This window comes from Gluconobacter morbifer G707 (assembly GCF_000234355.1).
Taxonomy (GTDB): Bacteria; Pseudomonadota; Alphaproteobacteria; order Acetobacterales; family Acetobacteraceae; genus Gluconobacter; species Gluconobacter morbifer.
The window spans coordinates 23,895-41,402 of record NZ_AGQV01000010.1 but is presented as its reverse complement, the minus strand read 5'-3'; the positions used below and the strand labels follow the sequence as shown (position 1 = coordinate 41,402).

Here is a 17,508-nt window from a genome sequence, read left to right as displayed (position 1 = left end):
AATCCTCGAAAAAAGCGTGACTGAAATTGGGTAATCAGCCTGACAACATAGGATTTCAGGGGGTTTTCTGCAAGGTCAGCCCGTTTTTTGAGAGGCCGGCCCCTGTGGGAATGTGAAAAAGGGAAGGAATGGCTCACAAGTGGGAGAGGCATTCCTGACCCGTATGCAGATGATGCTCTGTCAAAGCTGATCGGCTCCCGTCCATGTCCGGCATGGACGGGAGAATGCCTCAGAATTCGCCCTTGAAGTAGGACTGAAGCGGTGCCACGCCCAGATTGCCCTCTTTCAGGACAGCAATGGCATAGGTTGCGGCACGGGCACCCGCAATGGTGGTGTAATGCGGAATTCCCATGGTCAGGGCGCTGCGGCGGATGTCATAGCTGTCCCGCGCGGCCTGGCCGCCCTGAGAGGTATTGATGACCATCTGCACATCACCAGAGCGGATCGCATCTACGCAGTTTGGACGACCCTGCATGACCTTGTTGACACGCTGGACGGGAATGTTCGCCTCTTCCAGCCGGTCCGCCGTACCGGCGGTGGCGAGAATGGTGAAGCCCATCTCGACCAGCTTGCGGGCGATGGACTGGACATGCGCCTTGTCACTGTTGCGGACGGAGAGGAAAACTGCGCCCGAAAGCGGTAGTTTTACGCCAGCAGCAAGCTGGGACTTCGCAAAGGCGCGCTCGAAGCTGGAATCCAGCCCCATGACTTCACCGGTAGAGCGCATTTCCGGACCAAGGATCGTATCGGCGTTTGCGAAACGGTGGAACGGAAAGACGGCTTCTTTGACGGCCACATGGGGTGAGACGGCCCCGCCATCCAGACGAAACTCCGAAAGGCGTGCGCCAGCCATCACGCGGGCGCCTATCTTCGCAACCGGAACGCCTGTTGCCTTGGCGACGAACGGGACGGTACGGGATGCGCGCGGGTTCACCTCAAGGACGAACACTTCCTGGTCCTTGATGGCATACTGCACGTTCATGAGGCCACGGATGCCAAGTTCACGGGCCATGGCTTCCGTCTGGGAACGGAGTTCCGTCACCAGTGCCGGAGAGAGCGTATAGGGCGGCAGGGAGCAGGCGGAGTCACCTGAATGGATGCCGGCTTCCTCGATGTGTTCCATTACGCCCGCGACATAGACCGTCTCGCCGTCAGCGATGCAGTCCACGTCCGCCTCGATGGCGTCGTTCAGATAATGGTCGAGTAGGACTGGACCAGTGGAAACTTCGGGTCCGGCCACACGCAAAACGTCATTAAGGTAACGCTTCAGGCCGGGCCTGTCGTACACGATTTCCATGGCGCGGCCGCCCAGCACGTAGGATGGCCGTGCCACGACCGGATATCCCACGTCTTCCGCCACCTTCTCGGCTTCCGCCGGGGTGCGGGCGATGCCGTTCCTTGGCTGGCGCAGGCCTAGCTTGCGGAGCATGGCCTGGAAACGCTCGCGGTCTTCGGCGCGGTCGATGGCGTCCGCAGGGGTGCCGAGCAGGGGGATGCCCGCATCTTCGAGCGCCCGGGACAGCTTGAGCGGTGTCTGACCGCCGTACTGCACGATGCAGCCCAGAATCCGGCCGCCTTTTGCTTCCGTCCGGATCAGGGCGATGACGTCTTCGGCTGTGAGTGGCTCGAAATACAGACGGTCGGACGTGTCGTAGTCCGTGGAGACTGTTTCCGGGTTGCAGTTGACCATGACCGTTTCAAAGCCGGCTTCACGCAGGGCGTAGGCGGCATGAACGCAGCAGTAATCGAACTCGATGCCCTGACCAATCCGGTTCGGGCCGCCGCCCAGAATGATGATCTTGTCGCGGCCTGTCGGCTGGCTTTCGCATTCCGGTGTGCTGAACCCGCCTTCATATGTGGAGTACAAGTACGGCGTGTCGGAGGCGAACTCGGCCGCACAGGTATCGATGTGGCGATAGACCGGCACGACGTTGAGAGCCTCACGCTGTGTCGCAACATCCGGGACGCTCTGGCCGGAAAGGTAAGCGAGCTGGGCGTCGGAGAAACCCTGAGCCTTGAGGCGACGGAACCCGTAGACGTCTTTGGGCAGGCCGTTCTTCTCAACGTCACGCTCGGATGCGATGATGCCTTCAAGCTGGCGCAGGAACCACGGCTCGAATTTGCATGCCTGCTGAACTTCCTCAACCGTCAGACCAGCACGAAGTGCCTGTGCCGCCATCAGGATGCGTTCCGGGCGTGGCTCGGCGAGGGCGGCCAGATAGGCATCCTTGGATCCGTCGCCGGGCGCTTCAACCGGATCCAGACCCATCAGGCCCGTCTCCATGGACCGGAAGCCCTTCTGGATCGCTTCGGCAAAGGAGCGGCCCACGGACATGGCCTCGCCGACCGACTTCATGGACGTCGAAAGCAGGGCCGGAGAGCCAGGAAACTTCTCGAACGTGAAGCGAGGGATTTTGGCGACAACGTAGTCGATCGTCGGCTCGAAGGAGGCTGGGGTCGTCTTCGTGATGTCGTTCTTGAGTTCGTCCAGCGTGTAACCAACGGCCAGCTTGGCGGCGACCTTGGCGATCGGGAAGCCAGTAGCCTTGGAAGCCAGCGCGGAAGAGCGGGAGACGCGCGGGTTCATCTCGATGACGACCATGCGGCCATCAGCCGGATTGACGCCGAACTGCACGTTGGAGCCGCCCGTCTCGACACCGATCTTGCGCAGGCACGCCAGTGAGGCGTCCCGCATGCGCTGGTATTCCTTATCGGTCAGCGTCAGGGCAGGGGCGACAGTAATGGAGTCACCGGTATGCACGCCCATCGGGTCGATGTTTTCGATGGAACAGATGATGATGCAGTTATCCGCCCTGTCGCGGACCACTTCCATCTCGTACTCTTTCCATCCCAGAACAGACTCTTCGATCAGCACTTCCGTCGTGGGAGAGGCGTCCAGGCCGCCAAGAACGATCTGGTCGAACTCCTCACGGTTATAGGCGATGCCGCCGCCAGCGCCGCCCATGGTAAAGGAAGGGCGAATGATCGTGGGTAGTCCCACTTCTTTCAGCGCCTTACGGGCTTCTTCCAGTGTGTGAGCAATGGCGCTGCGCGGGCTTTCGATCCCGATCTCGTCCATGGCTTCGCGGAATTTCTGGCGGTCTTCCGCACGGTCAATGACCTCTGCGTCCGCACCGATCAGTTCCACTCCATGTTTTTTCAGGAAGCCGGACTTGTCGAGCGCCATGGCCGCGTTCAGAGCTGTCTGTCCGCCCATGGTCGGCAGAACGGCGTCGGGTTTTTCCTTGAGGATGATGCGCTCCACAAATTCCGGCGTGATCGGCTCGATATAGGTCGCGTCCGCCAGACCCGGATCGGTCATGATTGTGGCTGGGTTGGAGTTGATGAGGATGACACGATAGCCTTCCTCACGCAGGGCCTTACAGGCCTGTGCGCCGGAGTAATCGAACTCGCAGGCCTGTCCAATGACGATCGGGCCGGCGCCGATGATCAGGATGGACTTGATGTCTGTCCGTTTGGGCATGGCTCAGGCTCCTGCTTTAGCGCGACGGTCCATGACCGCGACGAAACGCTCGAAAAGATAGAAACTGTCAGACGGGCCCGGGCTGGCCTCGGGATGGTACTGGACGGAAAAGGCGTCCTTTGTAGTGGAGGCGATGCCTTCGTTGGAGCCATCAAACAGGCTCACATGCGTCACCTTCACATCGGCGGGCAGGGACTTCTCGTCCACAGCGAAGCCATGGTTCTGGCTGGTGATTTCCACGCGGCCGGTCGAAAGATCCTTGACCGGCTGATTGGCGCCGCGATGGCCACGCTCCAGTTTGTAGGTCTTGCCACCGAGGGCCTGTGCGAGAAGCTGGTGGCCAAGACAGATGCCAAAGACTGGAACGTTAGCATCCAAAACGCTCTTGATAGCGGGAACGGCATAGGTGCCGGTCGCCGCCGGATCTCCCGGGCCATTGGACAGAAACACACCTTCGGGTTTCAGTTCCAGAATGTCCTTGGCCGTGGCTGTGGCAGGCAGAACCGTGACGTCGCAACCGGCGGTTACGAGGCAGCGCAGGATGTTGTCCTTGGCGCCGTAATCGAGGGCGACGACGCGGCGGCGGTTTTCGGTGCGGACCGGACGCGTGTTTTCCCACACTCCCTCCGTCCAGACACGCTTGGGACGGGTGACGTCCTTTGCAAGGTCCATGCCTTCAAGGCCGGGCCACCGGCGGGCGCGCTGCAGCAGGGTGTCCGTGTCGATGCGTCCGTTGGCAGGGAAGGCGAGAATGGCCGTCTGGGGGCCGTTATTCCGCAGGGCGCGCGTGATGGCGCGTGTATCCACGCCGCTGATGCCGGCCCGGTCATGCTGTTTCAGCCATGCGTCTAGGGATTCCGTGGAGCGCCAGTTGGCGGGGGCCGTGACATCTTCCTTCACGACAACGCCAAGAGCAGCCATCTTCGGGGCTTCGTTATCGTCAGCATTTGTGCCGACATTGCCGATATGCGGGAAAGTGAAGGTGATGATCTGCCCGGCGAAGGATGGATCCGTCAGGGTTTCCTGGTAACCGGTCATGCCAGTGGAGAAGCAGAGTTCACCGACAGCGCCATCGGTATGCGCCCCGAAGCCCCGGCCCCACAGGGCCGTGCCATCTGCAAGGACAAGGGTGGCATTGGCGCCGGCAGGGCAGGAATTGGACACGTCCGTCTCTCTTTCTTGCGGGGTTTCAGCGGAAGTCAGATCCTGGAGTTCGATTCCGGGAACGCGCAGCAGGGCGGGCCAGTGCTTGGTCGGTACGGTCCGGGATTGCCGCCATTTGCGGACGGCTTCCAGTCCGACGCCAGCAAGGGTGGCGATTTCTTCCGCGCCGCCGGCTTTTTCTATGATTCTGTCGATGTCCATGGTCGCCCTGTCTCCGGCTCCGTGTTCACGTCCATCCTCAGATAAGGGATTGGATAAAAGATGGGAAGTTTTTTCCCGACATGAAGATCGAATATTTTACGGGTTGGGAAAAATTTTCCCGTTTGGGAAGCGGCTGCATTGAAGGGCGCATCGACAGGACCTAGCGGGATTGATAGGGTCGGGCCAGAATTGCCGGACCGTTTTCTCCCTCTGCGGGCAGGAAAACCTCTATGGACGGTCATGAAAATCAGGAGAGAGCGAAATGTCGCTTCGCAAGCAGATCATGGATGACCTCAAGGCCGCCATGAAGGCCGGTCAGTCTGACAAGGTGAGCCAGATCCGCGGGATCACCGCCAAAATCAAGGATCTGGACGTTGCCGCACGAGCCAGTGGCGCGGAGGTGGCTGATCCTGACATCATTTCCGCCCTGCGTTCCATGATCAAGTCCCGCACGGAATCAGCAAAGATGTATCGTGACGGAGGACGTCCGGAACTGGCGGAGAATGAAGAGGGCGAGATCGCCACGATCCAGTCCTATCTGCCGCCGGAACTGAGCGAGGGCACCTTGAAAGCCGCGATCGAAGAGGCCGTGAAAGCCACAGGTGCGGCCAGCATGAAGGATATGGGCAAGGTCATGGGGGTCCTGAAAGAGCGTTTCGGCGCGGATCTGGACCCGGCAAAAGCCAGTGGTCTCGTCAAGGCACGATTATCAGCCTGAGACCGTTTCCGGTTTTTCGATAAAAAGGGGCCGCTTCTCAGGGAGCGGCCTTTCGGCTGCCTGGCGGTAACGCGTTCTGTTCCACTCCGGAAGATTGTCTGATGGCTGTGTGGTATGTCCGGACATGAATTGGCGGCCAGGGAAGGGGGGTCTGGTTCTGGCGGCCGGATCGTGCGCTGGCGAAAGCCATAGAGTTGCATCCGGAATGTCCAGCAGGAAAATACCGCCTGCTTCTTTCTCCTACTTGTATTTCCATTGCAGGTTATGCGGGATGTCAAACGTCGTCGATTTATGCCGCGTTGTTTAGACTATCCGGGCGGATAAATTGACACCGTGGGCGCATGCTACACTGCAGGATCGTAACTGAGGCAGAGAGGGTTATCATGTCCGCAGGGTCATCTACAAAAGTCGTTTACATCGCGCTGGGCGTGAACCTGTCGATTGCCTGCGTGAAGGGTGTGGCGGCGCTCCTGACCGGATCAGCGGCCATGCTGGCGGAAACTGTTCATTCCTTTGTGGATTGCGGCAATCAGGTTCTGCTCTTGATGGGTATGAAGCGCTCTCTTGTGCCGGCTACGAAAGAGCATCCGCTCGGTTATCACCGGGAGCTTTATTTCTGGACACTGGTTGTCGCAGGGGCGCTGTTCGTGGGCGGCGGTGTGGCTTCCCTTTATGAAGGTATGGAAAAGGTGCTGCATCCGGCCGCGATGCCAATGGTACGAGTGGCGGGACATGTTTTCCCAGGATGGTGGATGAATGTCTGCATCCTGCTGATCTCGGGCCTTCTGGAAGGATATGGCTTTGTTGCCGCCATTCGATCCATGCCGCGCAAGGCAGGCGTTTCCCTCTGGGGCATGATCCGGCGGAGCGCTGACCCGGGGCTTTTTGTCGTTGTGTTCGAGGACGGCTCCGCCCTTGTCAGTTTGACGATCGCGCTGGTCTTCACGGTGGTCGACGCCATGACGGGACTGCATGTGCTGGATGGTGTGGCGTCTCTGTTGATCGGGGGCGTGCTGGTGGTGGTGGCGGGCCTTCTGACGAACGAGACGCGCTCTCTTCTGGTCGGGGAAAGCAATCCTGAAATTGATGCTTTTGTGCGGCTCGAAGCCGGTAAGTTGCCGGGAGTAGTCGGTGTGAATGAGGTCGTGACGGAGACACGCGGCCCGGACAGTGTCATCGTCCTGTTGTCCCTGGACTGGAAAGACACGCTTCTGGCCGGGGATGTGGAACGTGGTGTCTCCGCGCTGGAAAAAACCGTGCGGACACGGTTTCCGATGGTCCGGCGGATGTATATCGAGGCACAGGACAAAAGGGACGGTCTGCCGCCGCCCCTGTGAGGGATCAGGGAATCAGGACGGCTGCACCGTCGAAGCGGCCATGGCGCAGATCGTCCAGCGCCTTGTTGGCATTCTTAAGCGGATAGGGCGTGTTCGTGACCTTGATGCCGACTTCTGGTGCCAGTTTGAGGAATTCCAGTCCGTCTGCCCGTGTCAGGTTGGCGACCGAAACGATCTCGCGCTCCTCCCACAAGATGTCGTAGGAAAACGATGGGATGGGGCTCATGTGAATGCCGCCACAGACGACACGTCCACCTTTCCGGATAGCTTTCAGTCCGGCTGGAACGAGCGGCCCAACCGGCGCGAACAGGATCACGGCATCGAGCTCTTCGGGGGGAAGTTCATCCGAACCTCCAGCCCATGTAGCACCGAGGGAACGGGCGAAATCCTGTTTCTGTGTGTCGCCAGGTGAAGTAAAGGCGTAGACTTCACGTCCCTGCCAGCGCAGGACCTGAATGATGATATGGGCTGCAGCCCCGAAGCCGTACAGGCCGATCTTCTTTCCGTCACCGGCTTTCTTGAGACAGCGCCAGCCGATCAGTCCGGCGCAGAGCAGGGGGGCAAGATCCTTGTCTTCTCCCTTGTCTCCCATCGGAAAGGCATAGCGGGCATCTGCGACGGTCATGGTGGCGTAGCCACCATTTTTGGTAAACCCTGTGAAGAGAGGGTGGTCACAGAGATTTTCCATGCCGTGCGTGCAGTAATAACAGTGCCCGCAGGTATGGCCGAGCCAGGGAACGCCCACGCGCTCGCCAAGGGAAAGTCCCTTGACGTTGCTGCCCAGTTTATCGATCCGGCCAACGATCTCATGACCGGGAATGATGGGGAGTTTCGCGTGGGGAAGTTCACCATCTACGACATGCAGATCCGTACGGCATACGCCGCAGGCCCCGATCCGGATGCGGATTTCATCCGGGCCGGGTTCGGGGTCGGGCAGTTCGATTCCGACGAGGGGCGTATGATGCGCATTGAGCTGCATGGCGAACATGGCGTGGTCTCCCAGCTTAGAATCAGGACCGGAAATCGAGGACGGTACGGCCCGCAAGGCGACCATTCTGAAGATTGTCGAAAATGGTGTTGATGTTCTCCAGTTTGTCAGCCGTGACGACGGATTTCACCTTGCCACGTGCAAAGAAATCCAGAGCCTCGATCATGTCCAGTCGTGTTCCCACGATGGAACCACGGACCGTGGTACCATTCATGACCATATCGAAAATCGAGATCGGGAAATCTCCTGGTGGCAGGCCATTCAGGACGATGGTGCCGCCGCGACGGGCATAACCCATCGCCTGTGCGAAGGCCGTGCGGCCCACGGCGGTCACGAGCGCGCCGTGGGCGCCTCCTATTTCCTGCTGGACGAATTTCGCCGGGTCCCTGTCCTTAGCGTTGACAGTCAGGACGGCACCGAGCTTCTTGGCCGTTTCCAGCTTGCCATCGTCAATGTCCACCGCCACGACATTCATGCCCATGGCGACGGCATACTGGACAGCCATCTGTCCCAGACCACCGATGCCAGAGACTGCAACCCACTGGCCAGGGCGGGCCTCCGTCATTTTCAGTCCTTTGTAAACGGTCAGGCCGGCGCAGAGGACGGGGGATGTTTCCAGTGGGTCAATATTTTCTGGAAGGTGAGCAACATAGTTCGGATCAGCCGCGACATATTCCGCGAAACAGCCATTGACGGAATAACCGGTGTCTTCCTGCTTCTCGCACAGCGTTTCCCATCCACCCAGACAGTGTTCGCAATGCCCGCAGGCAGAATAGAGCCAGGGAACGCCGACCCGGTCTCCTACCTTGACGAAATCGCCGACCTGACTGCCGAGCGCAACGATACGACCAACGCCCTCATGGCCGGGGATGAAGGGAGGGTTCGGTTTTGTTGGCCAGTCTCCCCGGGCAGCATGCAGGTCCGTGTGACACACGCCGCAGGTCTCCACCTTTACCAGGATCTGGTTCGGACGGATCTCGGGAACAGGCACCCGCTCGATGCTGAGCGGTTTGCCAAATTCACGAACGACGGCGGCTTGCATTGTATCGGCCATGAGGGTGTTTCCTTGCTTGTGTCTTCGGGATTTACGATGTGCCGAGGGATTTGACGGTCTCGACCATCTTGGAGAGCACTGCGGAAGCATCTCCGAAGACCATGGCGCAGTTATCCTGGAAGAACAGCGGGTTCTGGACGGCGGAATATCCCATGCCCATGCCACGCTTTACGACGAAGACCTGACGGGCCTTGTCGGCGTTGAGGATCGGCATCCCATAGATCGGGGAGGACTTGTCTGTCCGGGCGGAGGGGTTCACCACGTCATTGGCGCCGATAACGAGGGCGACATCGGTGTCAGCGAAGCTGTCGTTGATGTCATCCATGTCATAAATCATGTCGTAAGGAACGCCTGCCTCGGCGAGGAGGACGTTCATGTGACCCGGCATACGGCCAGCGACGGGATGGATGGCGAATTTCACGTCCACGCCATCAGTCTGAAGCTGCTTGACGAATTCGTATAGCTTGCCCTGCGCCTGTGCGACAGCCAGACCATAACCCGGAACGATGATGACCGAGGATGCATAGCGCATCGTGGTGGCAGCATCCGCCGGACTGACGGATTTTGCTTCTTTCTGCGGGCCACCAGGGCCGGCTTTCGCCGCTTCGCCGAAATTGCTGAACAGTACGTTGGAGATGGAGCGGTTCATGCCCTTTGCCATCATGATCGTCAGCAGCGCGCCGGCTGCACCGACCACCATGCCGGCAATCATCAGGGCCGGATCGGCCATGACGTAACCTTCAAGTCCCACTGCAAGACCCGTGAAGGCGTTATACAGCGAAATGACGACAGGCATGTCCGCGCCGCCAATCGGGGCGGTCATGGCAATGCCAAAGACCAGCGCAGTAGCGAAGAATAGGAAGGTGAAGAAGCCGCCACCCGGCTGATGGAACAGCGCGACGGAAATGAAGCCGAACAGAAGCGCGATCATGAACAGCGCGGCATTGAAGACACGCTGGCCCGAGAAGCGCATGGGTTTCTTCAGGCGTCCATCCAGCTTGGCCCAGGCGATCAGGGAGCCGGAAAGGGAGATGCTGCCGATCAGCCCGCCCGCGACCGTCACGAACAGGGGCAGATACCCGTTATCCTTGGGGCCAGTGAGAGCGATGACGGAAACGGCCGCCGCCGCGCCGCCGCCGGCGCCGTTGAAGAGGGCGACCATCTGCGGCATGGCCGTCATCTCGACGCGACGGCCTTTCCAGCCAGCCCAGCCACCACCGATCAGCAGAGCGGCAATGGCGAGAACGACGTTCATCGGCAGATAAGGCTGGGCCGCATCCGACACGTTGAAAATCTGGAGAAAGGTGACAGCCACGACGAAGATCATGGCCTTGCCCGCTGTCACGATACCCTGAACGGCTGTGACGGGAGAGGACATGCGTTTGAGACCGGAAATCAGCAGGTAGGATGCGATCAGTCCGGCAAACGCGACGATGTAATCAAGGATGATCATGCCTTGGCCCCTTCCTTGGCGGGAGTGGTCTGGGCAGGCGCGGCGCCCTTCTTGGCGCTTGGCTTGAACATGGCCAGCATCCGGTCTGTCACGACATAGCCACCGACGACATTGCCGGCGCCGAGCATGACACCGAAAAAGCCAACGACCTGTTCAAGCACGGAGGATGCATTGAACAGGGCTGCCAGCGCCCCGATCACCACGATACCATGAACGAAGTTCGAGCCCGACATCAGCGGCGTATGAAGGATGGAGGGAACGCGGCTGATGACTTCGTAACCCGTGAAGGCCGCGAGCATGAAAATGTAGAGGGCGATGACGAAGGTCATTGCGGTAATCATTGCGCAGTCTCCTTGCCGGACGTGGCGGGCTGTGCAGCCGGGGTCTGTTCCGAAGCCGCCGGTGTCGCCGCTGCGGGAGCGGGAGTGGCGAGTGCAGGGGCAGGCGGAGCAGGCGAGTTGGGATCAACGGCCTGACGGATGCCGTCATTCGTGATGTAGCCGTCATGGGTCAGGCAGGTGCCGGAAATGACATCGTCCGTGAAATCGAGGGTGATGCCCTTGTCTTTCGTGACGATGGCCTGAAGCAGATGCATGATGTTCTTGGAGTAAAGTTCGCTGGCCTGTTCCGCGAGCATCGACGGCACATTGACCGGACCGATAATTTTCGTCGGCCCGACCTGGACGGTCTGCCCCGTGACGGTGCCCTCGCAGTTCCCGCCGCCTTCAGCGCCGAGATCCACGATGACGGCACCGGGTTTCATGGCCTTGATCTGTTCCGCATCGATCAGGCGCGGGGCGCGTTTGCCCGGAACGGCGGCGGTGGTCACAATCAGGTCCGAACGGGCGATGTGATCACTCAGGGCCTTGCGGACCTTCTGCTTTTCCTCATCCGTCAGTTCGCGGGCATATCCGCCCTTACCGGTGGCATCCACCCCCGTATCAACGAATTTGGCCCCGAGGGACTGCGCCTCTTCCTTCGTTTCGGGGCGGACGTCATATCCCTCCGTAATGGCGCCGAGGCGTTTGGCGGTGGCAAGGGCCTGAAGGCCGGCCACGCCCAGCCCCATGACCAGAACCTGTGCCGCCCGAAGCGAGCCGACGGCTGTGGTCATCATGGGCAAAATTTTGGGCATGTTCACCGAGCCGAGCAGCACGGAGTAATACCCTGCCAGTGTTGCCTGACTGGAGAGGGCGTCCATAGCCTGCGCACGGGAAATGCGGGGCACGAGTTCCATGGCGAACGTCGTGATCTTCCGGTCCCGCAGGGCCTTGACGAGATCGGGATGATTCCGGCCGTAAATGAACGAAATCAGAATGGCGCCTGGTTTCATCGCTCCGACGACATCCAGTGCAGGCGGCTGGACAGCCAGAACGATATCAGCATCCGAAACCACTGCGTTGCGGTCCGGTGACAGGGTCACGCCCTTGTAGAGTTCATCGGGATAAGAAGAGGCGAGACCTGCTCCGTTCTCCATCGAAAAGGACACATCGAGGCCGGCCAGTCGGCCAGCAACCTGCGGGATGAGGGCGACGCGCCGTTCGCCTCCTTCGTCCTTTTCCTTCAGTACTGCGATTTTGACAGCCATAAATTGCAATCCTGCGTCTATCTGTCGGAGCGCAGGAAAGTGCCGATATTCATGAAGCCCGGACCTGCGTCCTGATTCAAATGTCACATGACGCCTTATTTCCACTCAGGCCCTTGATGAGTGTCAAAAGAAAAAAATAACTTCAGGAGGGAACTTTTGGGCCATTCCCGAACCCACCGAAAATAATGGACATTTTTTGAAATAATTATGTTGAGGTCATTATCACGTCTCTGCGAGGGCAAGGATGCTACGGAACTTCCCTTTCACTTCCGGTCATGAATGACCTCTTGTATGAGAAGAATGGCCTGTTTTCTGAAACCGTTTCCCTGAAACCGAGAGGGATTTTTTCTGACCCATGGCGTTCGATGCCGCCTTTCTGGACGAAATTCGCAACCGCACGCCTCTGCCGTCCCTGATTGGGCGCCGGAACAAGCTTGTCCGTTCGGGGCGAAACTGGAAGATATGTTGTCCGTTCCACGGCGAAAAAACGCCGTCTTTCTATATTTATGACGACCATTTCCACTGCTTCGGCTGTGGCGTGCATGGGGATGCGATCTCTTATGTCATGCAGAGTGAGGGGCGCAGTTTTCCCGAAGCCGTAGAGCAACTAGCGGCGGAAGCCGGGTTGGAGGTTCCGAAATCCGACCCCCGGACAGAAGCGCGTAGCCGTGAAGCCAGATCTCTCGCAGACGTGCTGGAACTGGTGCAGGCCAGTTATCGTCGGCGGCTTTACCTTCCCGAAGGAAGGGAAGGGCTGGCTTATCTCCGGGGGCGGGGGGTAGCAGATGAAACGATTGAGCGTTTCGGTCTGGGGTGGTCCGGAGACGGGCGCCGACTTGTCGAGGAATTGCGCCCGCAAGGGGTGACCGCGGAGATGCTGGCGCGTGCGGGAATTATGCGTGTCGATGAAAGTGGCGCCCCGAAAGGCGAACTGTTTTTCAATCGCGTCACGTTTCCCATCCGTGACCGCCGTGGGCGGCTGATCTCGTTCGGCGCCAGGACACTTGGCGATGGCCAGCCCAAGTATCTCAACGGCCCTGAGACGGCGCTCTTTGCCAAACGACGTACCCTTTACAACCTCGATCTCGCGCGGGAGGGCGTCCATAAAGGTGCCGATCTCGTGGTCGTCGAAGGCTACATGGACGTGATCGCACTGGCTCAGGCTGGTTTCCCCGGGGCTGTGGCGCCTTTGGGAACGGCTATGGGCGAAGAGCAGCTTGAACTGCTCTGGCGCATGTCTCCATCGCCCATTCTGTGTCTGGATGGCGACGCAGCAGGAGCGCGGGCGGCGCTGCGGGTCTGTGAGGTGGCGCTGCCGCTGCTGTCATCAGAGCGGACATTGCGCTTCTGCCGTCTGGACCCCCGGGACGATCCTGACAGCCTGATTCGCAGTCGCGGTGCGGCGGCCATGGTGGAGATCCTTCAGGGCGCGACGTCTCTTGCGGAAGAACTGTTCGGATTGCTGACGGCGGGGATGGTGGATCCCGGTCCGGACCAGAGGGCTGCACTGCGAGAGAAACTGGTGGCACTGTCCCGTCTGATCCCCGACCGAGCGCTTGCGTCTGAATATCGCAGCACATTGCTGGACATGTTCTTCGCCCGCTTCCGTCGAAAAAAATTCCAGCGGAAGGATGGAGAAAAGACTCTGCCGCTTTCCACACAGGCTTCGACAGGGTCGCGTCCGGTAGAACAAGGCGCGCTGGAGCGGTTGAACGTCCTGACGGCTCTGGTGCTGCATCATCCCGACATCCTGACCCAGGTGGAGCAGGCCTATGGCAGCCTCGTCCTGCCACCGGATCTGGAAATGCTGCGCGCTGCCCTGCTGGACTGGTTCTGCCAGGAGGATGACCTTATATGTGAAAAGGCAAGGGCATGGCTTGAGGCCCAGGGACTGGTCGATCTTGCGGATCGCATTCTTGATGGGCCGATGCCTCGGGAGATCGGTGGCGGACGGGACCGCGACGACGTGATGAAAGTGGAAGTCGTGGAAAGCTGGTGGCACTTTTACGGGCTGGTGAATTTCCAGAACTTTGAAAGGGAAGTCACCACCGATATCCAGGCCGAGATCATGAAAGCCTACGCACCCGATGCTCCGCCAGCGGCTGAAAGTGGGGCGTCGTTCCCGCCGGGCCTGCTGGCGCGGATGCGGGTTCTGGAAGCGCTGCGGCGGGGAGAAACCGTCTAGAAACGGTCCCTTGAAAGCGCTGGGTCAGAAAGCCCGCAACGTTTTTTCAGCATCAATAGTTGCATTCTTTTGATTGCTGACCTTGACTTAGAAATCAGGATGGACCACCTGCACCCTGCCGAATTGCTTGCTTACGGCGGAGTTGACGGAGAGACGCATGGCGACGAAAACAGCCTCTGGTACGGAACGGAACGCGCAGGAACAGGAGGGGGATACAACTCTCCTTGATACGCAGTCCGCTGCCGTCAAGCGGCTGATCGCCAAGGGCCGCGAACGGGGACACATCACCTTTGACGAGCTGAATGCCGTCCTGCCACAGGATCAGATGTCTTCCGAGCAGATCGAGGACGTCATGGCGGCCCTGTCCGAAATGGGCATTCAGGTCCTTGAGAACGAAGAGCAGGAAGAGCCCGAGGCACCGCGCGAGGAAAAGGAAAGCGAAGAGGAATCGGACGAGCCGCAGGGCGGCAACGTCGATGCCGAAGCTGCCAGCCGAACGGACGATCCTGTCCGGATGTATCTGCGCGAGATGGGGTCGGTTGAGCTTCTCTCCCGTGAGGGCGAAATCGCGATCGCCAAGCGGATCGAGGCCGGTCGTGACGAAATGATTGGCGGGCTGTGTGAAAGTCCGCTGACCATTCGCGCTATCATTTCATGGCATGAGCGCCTCAAGAACGAGGAAATGCTCCTGCGTGATATCGTGGATCTGGAGGCCAGTCAGGCTGGTGAGCCGGGACCCGAAGGTGAAGGCGAGGAAAGCGAAGACGGCGACGATACGGACAGCGATGACGATGCCGAGGAAGGCGACGGCGAACAGCAGGAAGGCAGCGGTCTGTCCCTGTCCGCGCTGGAAGAAAAGCTGAAGCCGGAAATTCTTGCCCGTTTCGAAGCCATCGAGCCGCTCTATCACAAGCTGCGTCAGCTTCAGATCAAGCGGATCGAAGCGTTGACATCAGGGCAGGATTACCCGGACAAGTCCGAGGAAGTGTATGAAAGCCTGCGCCATGAACTGGTCAGTCTGGTGGAGCAGGTCCATCTGCACAACAACCGGATCGAAGAACTGGTGGCGCAGATCAAACTGCATGTCCAGCGTCTGAACGGGATTGAAGGGCGCATGATGCGTCTGGCGGAAAGCTGCAAGATTTCCCGCGACGACTTCCTGCTGAAATATCGCAGTCACGAGCTTGATCCAAGCTGGATCGACATGATCTGCAAACTGCCGGGCAAGGGCTGGAAAAACCTGACGACCAAGCATCTCGAGCCGCTACGTAGCCTGCGGGCCGAGATTGCAACCCTCTCCCACGAGACGGGGCTTCCGGTTGGGGAATTCCGACGTGTCTACGCGACCATTTCCCGTGGCGAACGTGATTCCACGCGTGCCAAGAAGGAGATGATCGAAGCGAATCTGCGTCTGGTGATCTCGATTGCCAAGAAATACACAAATCGCGGTCTTCAGTTCTTGGATCTCATTCAGGAAGGCAATATCGGTCTGATGAAGGCCGTGGACAAATTCGAATACCGTCGCGGTTATAAGTTCTCGACCTATGCCACTTGGTGGATCCGCCAGGCAATCACGCGGTCGATCGCGGATCAGGCCAAGACGATCCGTATTCCGGTTCATATGATTGAGACGATCAACAAGCTGGTTCGTACGTCGCGCCAGATGCTGCATGAGATCGGGCGTGAGCCGGCTCCGGAGGAACTGGCTGAAAAGCTGGGCATGCCACTGGAAAAGGTCCGGAAGGTTCTGAAGATCGCCAAGGAGCCGATCTCCCTTGAAACACCGATCGGTGACGAGGAAGACAGCCATCTGGGAGACTTCATTGAGGACAAGACAGCCGTCATTCCGCTGGACGCGGCGATCCAGACCAACCTGCGCGAGGCTACGACGCGCGTTCTGGCGTCTCTGACGCCGCGTGAAGAGCGCGTGCTGCGGATGCGTTTCGGGATTGGCATGAATACGGATCACACGCTTGAGGAAGTCGGGCAGCAGTTCAATGTGACCCGTGAGCGTATCCGCCAGATCGAGGCAAAGGCGCTGCGAAAGCTCAAGCATCCAAGCCGGAGCCGCAAGCTGCGTTCCTTTCTCGACGACAACTGAGCCGGTCTGTCATGCTGCGGGAGCGGCCTTTTCCCTCGTCTCCCACGGCCCGTCTGGTCGTGGAGGTCACGTTCCTGGAGACCCGGGTGCCACGACCGTTTCCCGTAGTCCCGGACGGTCTGTCCCTGACACGTGTCGATGCTCCGGCGATTGCGCTCTATCGCCGGCTTTATCAGGAAGTCGGTGGGGAATACTGCTGGTGGATGCGGCGTCCCATGCCGGATGCCGAACTCGCCGCCATTCTTCACGATCCGGATGTGCATTTCATGGTGTTGTGGGATGCTGCGGGAGAGTCGCTGGGGTTTTACGAACTGGACCTTCGGGAGCGGGGAGATGCTAATCTGGCCTATTTCGGCCTTGTCCCATCCGCTGTAGGCAAGGGGTTGGGTCGCGTATTACTGGACTGTGCCGTGGCGCAGGCCTTCGCAAATGGAGGCTGGCGACTGCGCGTCAATACCTGCAGCCTCGATCATCCTCATGCCCTGCCGAATTACCATCGGGCAGGATTCACGGTCCGATCCGTGGTGCGGGAGGAATGGGACGTTCCGGTAGACTATCTTCCAGAGCGCCTGCGACGACTCTGAAGTTTCGCTTGCCTTTGAGTCAGTGACATGATTAATGCCAGCGTTTCCCTGCCGGGCGATGTGGCGTCGCACCGGCTATACCCACGCTCCGACGAAAAATCGGGCGCTGTTTTCCGGCATGGGTCGGAGCAGTCCGGGTTGACCATATCCGAAGGGAGTGTTCATGCCACTGTACGAAAGCGTGCTCATTGCACGTAACGATGTATCCCAGGCTCAGGTTGAAGCCCTAGTCGAGAACATCAACACCCTGCTGACCGAGAATGGCGGCTCCATCCAGAAGCGCGAATTCTGGGGTCTGCGTTCCTTGGCATACCGCATCAAGAAGAACCGCAAGGGCCACTATGTCTTGCTCGGTCTCGACTGCACACCGGACACCCTGCGTGAACTGGAGCGTCAGCTTGGTCTGAACGAAGACGTCCTGCGTGTTCTGACGATCCGCGTTGACGAGATCGATGAGAACCCGTCTCCGGTTCTGGCTCGGAAGAGCGATGACCGTGGCGAGCGCGGTGGCTTCCGTGGCGGTTCCAAGCCGTCCGGTCGTTTCGAGAGCGGCCGTGGCGGCGCCCGTCGCAGCAGTGAAGATCGTGAGGAATATCGCGCACGCGGCGAGCAGGATGATGCTCGTGAGGCGGCTGGAGCGGAGTAAGAATC

Annotated in this window: 13 protein-coding genes; 6 read left to right on the top strand and 7 right to left on the bottom strand. The window is 59.5% G+C overall.

The genetic code is table 11. The features are described 5' to 3' along the window. Window positions 1–229: 229 nt before the first annotated feature. Both carB and carA read right to left on the bottom strand, forming a co-directional pair. Window positions 230–3,484: a carbamoyl-phosphate synthase large subunit gene (carB, locus tag GMO_RS10385; protein ID WP_008852350.1), complete on the bottom strand. Its 3,255-nt coding sequence runs from the start codon at window positions 3,482–3,484 to the stop codon at window positions 230–232. A gap of 3 nt (window positions 3,485–3,487) precedes the next feature. Next, the gene (carA, locus tag GMO_RS10380) at window positions 3,488–4,849 is read right to left on the bottom strand and encodes a glutamine-hydrolyzing carbamoyl-phosphate synthase small subunit (RefSeq protein ID WP_008852349.1); all 1,362 of its coding nucleotides are present in this window, start codon (window positions 4,847–4,849) and stop codon (window positions 3,488–3,490) included. Between the two features lie 262 nt (window positions 4,850–5,111). Between carA and GMO_RS10375 the strand changes: the two genes are divergently transcribed. Together GMO_RS10375 and GMO_RS10370 are read left to right on the top strand one after the other, a co-directional pair. After that, window positions 5,112–5,567, top strand: a complete 456-nt coding sequence (locus GMO_RS10375) for a GatB/YqeY domain-containing protein (protein ID WP_008852348.1) — start codon at window positions 5,112–5,114, stop codon at window positions 5,565–5,567. Between the two features lie 383 nt (window positions 5,568–5,950). After that, on the top strand, window positions 5,951–6,904 hold the full coding sequence (locus GMO_RS10370; RefSeq protein ID WP_008852347.1) for a cation diffusion facilitator family transporter: 954 nt from the start codon (window positions 5,951–5,953) through the stop codon (window positions 6,902–6,904). Between the two features lie 4 nt (window positions 6,905–6,908). On the opposite strand, the gene GMO_RS10365 is transcribed toward GMO_RS10370, so the two are convergent. Genes GMO_RS10365 through GMO_RS10345 form a run of 5 tightly spaced genes read right to left on the bottom strand, consistent with a single transcriptional unit; the run spans window position 6,909 to window position 11,987 of the window. Then, complete coding sequence (locus GMO_RS10365; RefSeq protein ID WP_008852346.1) at window positions 6,909–7,892, bottom strand: zinc-dependent alcohol dehydrogenase family protein; 984 nt, start codon at window positions 7,890–7,892, stop codon at window positions 6,909–6,911. Between the two features lie 22 nt (window positions 7,893–7,914). Next, a complete protein-coding gene (adhP, locus tag GMO_RS10360) occupies window positions 7,915–8,946 on the bottom strand; it encodes an alcohol dehydrogenase AdhP (protein WP_008852345.1) in 1,032 nt (343 codons plus the stop codon). 31 nt (window positions 8,947–8,977) lie between these two features. Beyond that, window positions 8,978–10,399 (bottom strand): NAD(P)(+) transhydrogenase (Re/Si-specific) subunit beta, encoded by a 1,422-nt coding sequence (locus GMO_RS10355; RefSeq protein WP_008852344.1) that lies wholly within the window; start codon window positions 10,397–10,399, stop codon window positions 8,978–8,980. Beyond that, the gene (locus GMO_RS10350) at window positions 10,396–10,740 is read right to left on the bottom strand and encodes an NAD(P) transhydrogenase subunit alpha (protein WP_040509233.1); all 345 of its coding nucleotides are present in this window, start codon (window positions 10,738–10,740) and stop codon (window positions 10,396–10,398) included. Before GMO_RS10350 ends, GMO_RS10355 begins: the two co-directional genes overlap by 4 nt. Continuing rightward, the gene (locus tag GMO_RS10345) at window positions 10,737–11,987 is read right to left on the bottom strand and encodes an NAD(P) transhydrogenase subunit alpha (RefSeq protein ID WP_008852343.1); all 1,251 of its coding nucleotides are present in this window, start codon (window positions 11,985–11,987) and stop codon (window positions 10,737–10,739) included. The genes GMO_RS10350 and GMO_RS10345 overlap by 4 nt, the downstream gene beginning before the upstream one ends. Before the next feature lie 355 nt (window positions 11,988–12,342). Between GMO_RS10345 and dnaG the strand changes: the two genes are divergently transcribed. The 4 genes from dnaG (at window position 12,343) to rpsF (ending at window position 17,503) form a co-directional block, all read left to right on the top strand. Next, the gene (gene dnaG, locus GMO_RS10340) at window positions 12,343–14,172 is read left to right on the top strand and encodes a DNA primase (RefSeq protein WP_008852342.1); all 1,830 of its coding nucleotides are present in this window, start codon (window positions 12,343–12,345) and stop codon (window positions 14,170–14,172) included. Window positions 14,173–14,329: 157 nt separating this feature from the next. Beyond that, on the top strand, window positions 14,330–16,273 hold the full coding sequence (gene rpoD / locus GMO_RS10335) for an RNA polymerase sigma factor RpoD (protein WP_008852341.1): 1,944 nt from the start codon (window positions 14,330–14,332) through the stop codon (window positions 16,271–16,273). An 11-nt stretch (window positions 16,274–16,284) separates the two neighbouring features. Beyond that, complete coding sequence (locus GMO_RS10330; RefSeq protein ID WP_008852340.1) at window positions 16,285–16,857, top strand: GNAT family N-acetyltransferase; 573 nt, start codon at window positions 16,285–16,287, stop codon at window positions 16,855–16,857. Between the two features lie 163 nt (window positions 16,858–17,020). After that, window positions 17,021–17,503, top strand: coding sequence for a 30S ribosomal protein S6 (gene rpsF / locus GMO_RS10325; RefSeq protein WP_040509228.1), 483 nt, complete (start codon window positions 17,021–17,023; stop codon window positions 17,501–17,503). The last annotated feature ends 5 nt before the right edge of the window (window positions 17,504–17,508 follow it).

Bases quoted from the DNA above. Each gene is read 5' to 3' on its own strand.
- GMO_RS10375 (WP_008852348.1), top strand. From the start codon at position 5,112: ATGTCGCTTCGCAAGCAGATCATGGATGACCTCAAGGCCGCCATGAAG.
- carA (WP_008852349.1), bottom strand. From the start codon at position 4,849: ATGGACATCGACAGAATCATAGAAAAAGCCGGCGGCGCGGAAGAAATC.
- rpoD (WP_008852341.1), top strand. From the start codon at position 14,330: ATGGCGACGAAAACAGCCTCTGGTACGGAACGGAACGCGCAGGAACAG.
- GMO_RS10345 (WP_008852343.1), bottom strand. From the start codon at position 11,987: ATGGCTGTCAAAATCGCAGTACTGAAGGAAAAGGACGAAGGAGGCGAA.
- GMO_RS10355 (WP_008852344.1), bottom strand. From the start codon at position 10,399: ATGATCATCCTTGATTACATCGTCGCGTTTGCCGGACTGATCGCATCC.
- GMO_RS10330 (WP_008852340.1), top strand. From the start codon at position 16,285: ATGCTGCGGGAGCGGCCTTTTCCCTCGTCTCCCACGGCCCGTCTGGTC.
- carB (WP_008852350.1), bottom strand. From the start codon at position 3,484: ATGCCCAAACGGACAGACATCAAGTCCATCCTGATCATCGGCGCCGGC.
- GMO_RS10365 (WP_008852346.1), bottom strand. From the start codon at position 7,892: ATGTTCGCCATGCAGCTCAATGCGCATCATACGCCCCTCGTCGGAATC.
- dnaG (WP_008852342.1), top strand. From the start codon at position 12,343: ATGGCGTTCGATGCCGCCTTTCTGGACGAAATTCGCAACCGCACGCCT.
- GMO_RS10370 (WP_008852347.1), top strand. From the start codon at position 5,951: ATGTCCGCAGGGTCATCTACAAAAGTCGTTTACATCGCGCTGGGCGTG.
- GMO_RS10350 (WP_040509233.1), bottom strand. From the start codon at position 10,740: ATGATTACCGCAATGACCTTCGTCATCGCCCTCTACATTTTCATGCTC.
- adhP (WP_008852345.1), bottom strand. From the start codon at position 8,946: ATGGCCGATACAATGCAAGCCGCCGTCGTTCGTGAATTTGGCAAACCG.
- rpsF (WP_040509228.1), top strand. From the start codon at position 17,021: ATGCCACTGTACGAAAGCGTGCTCATTGCACGTAACGATGTATCCCAG.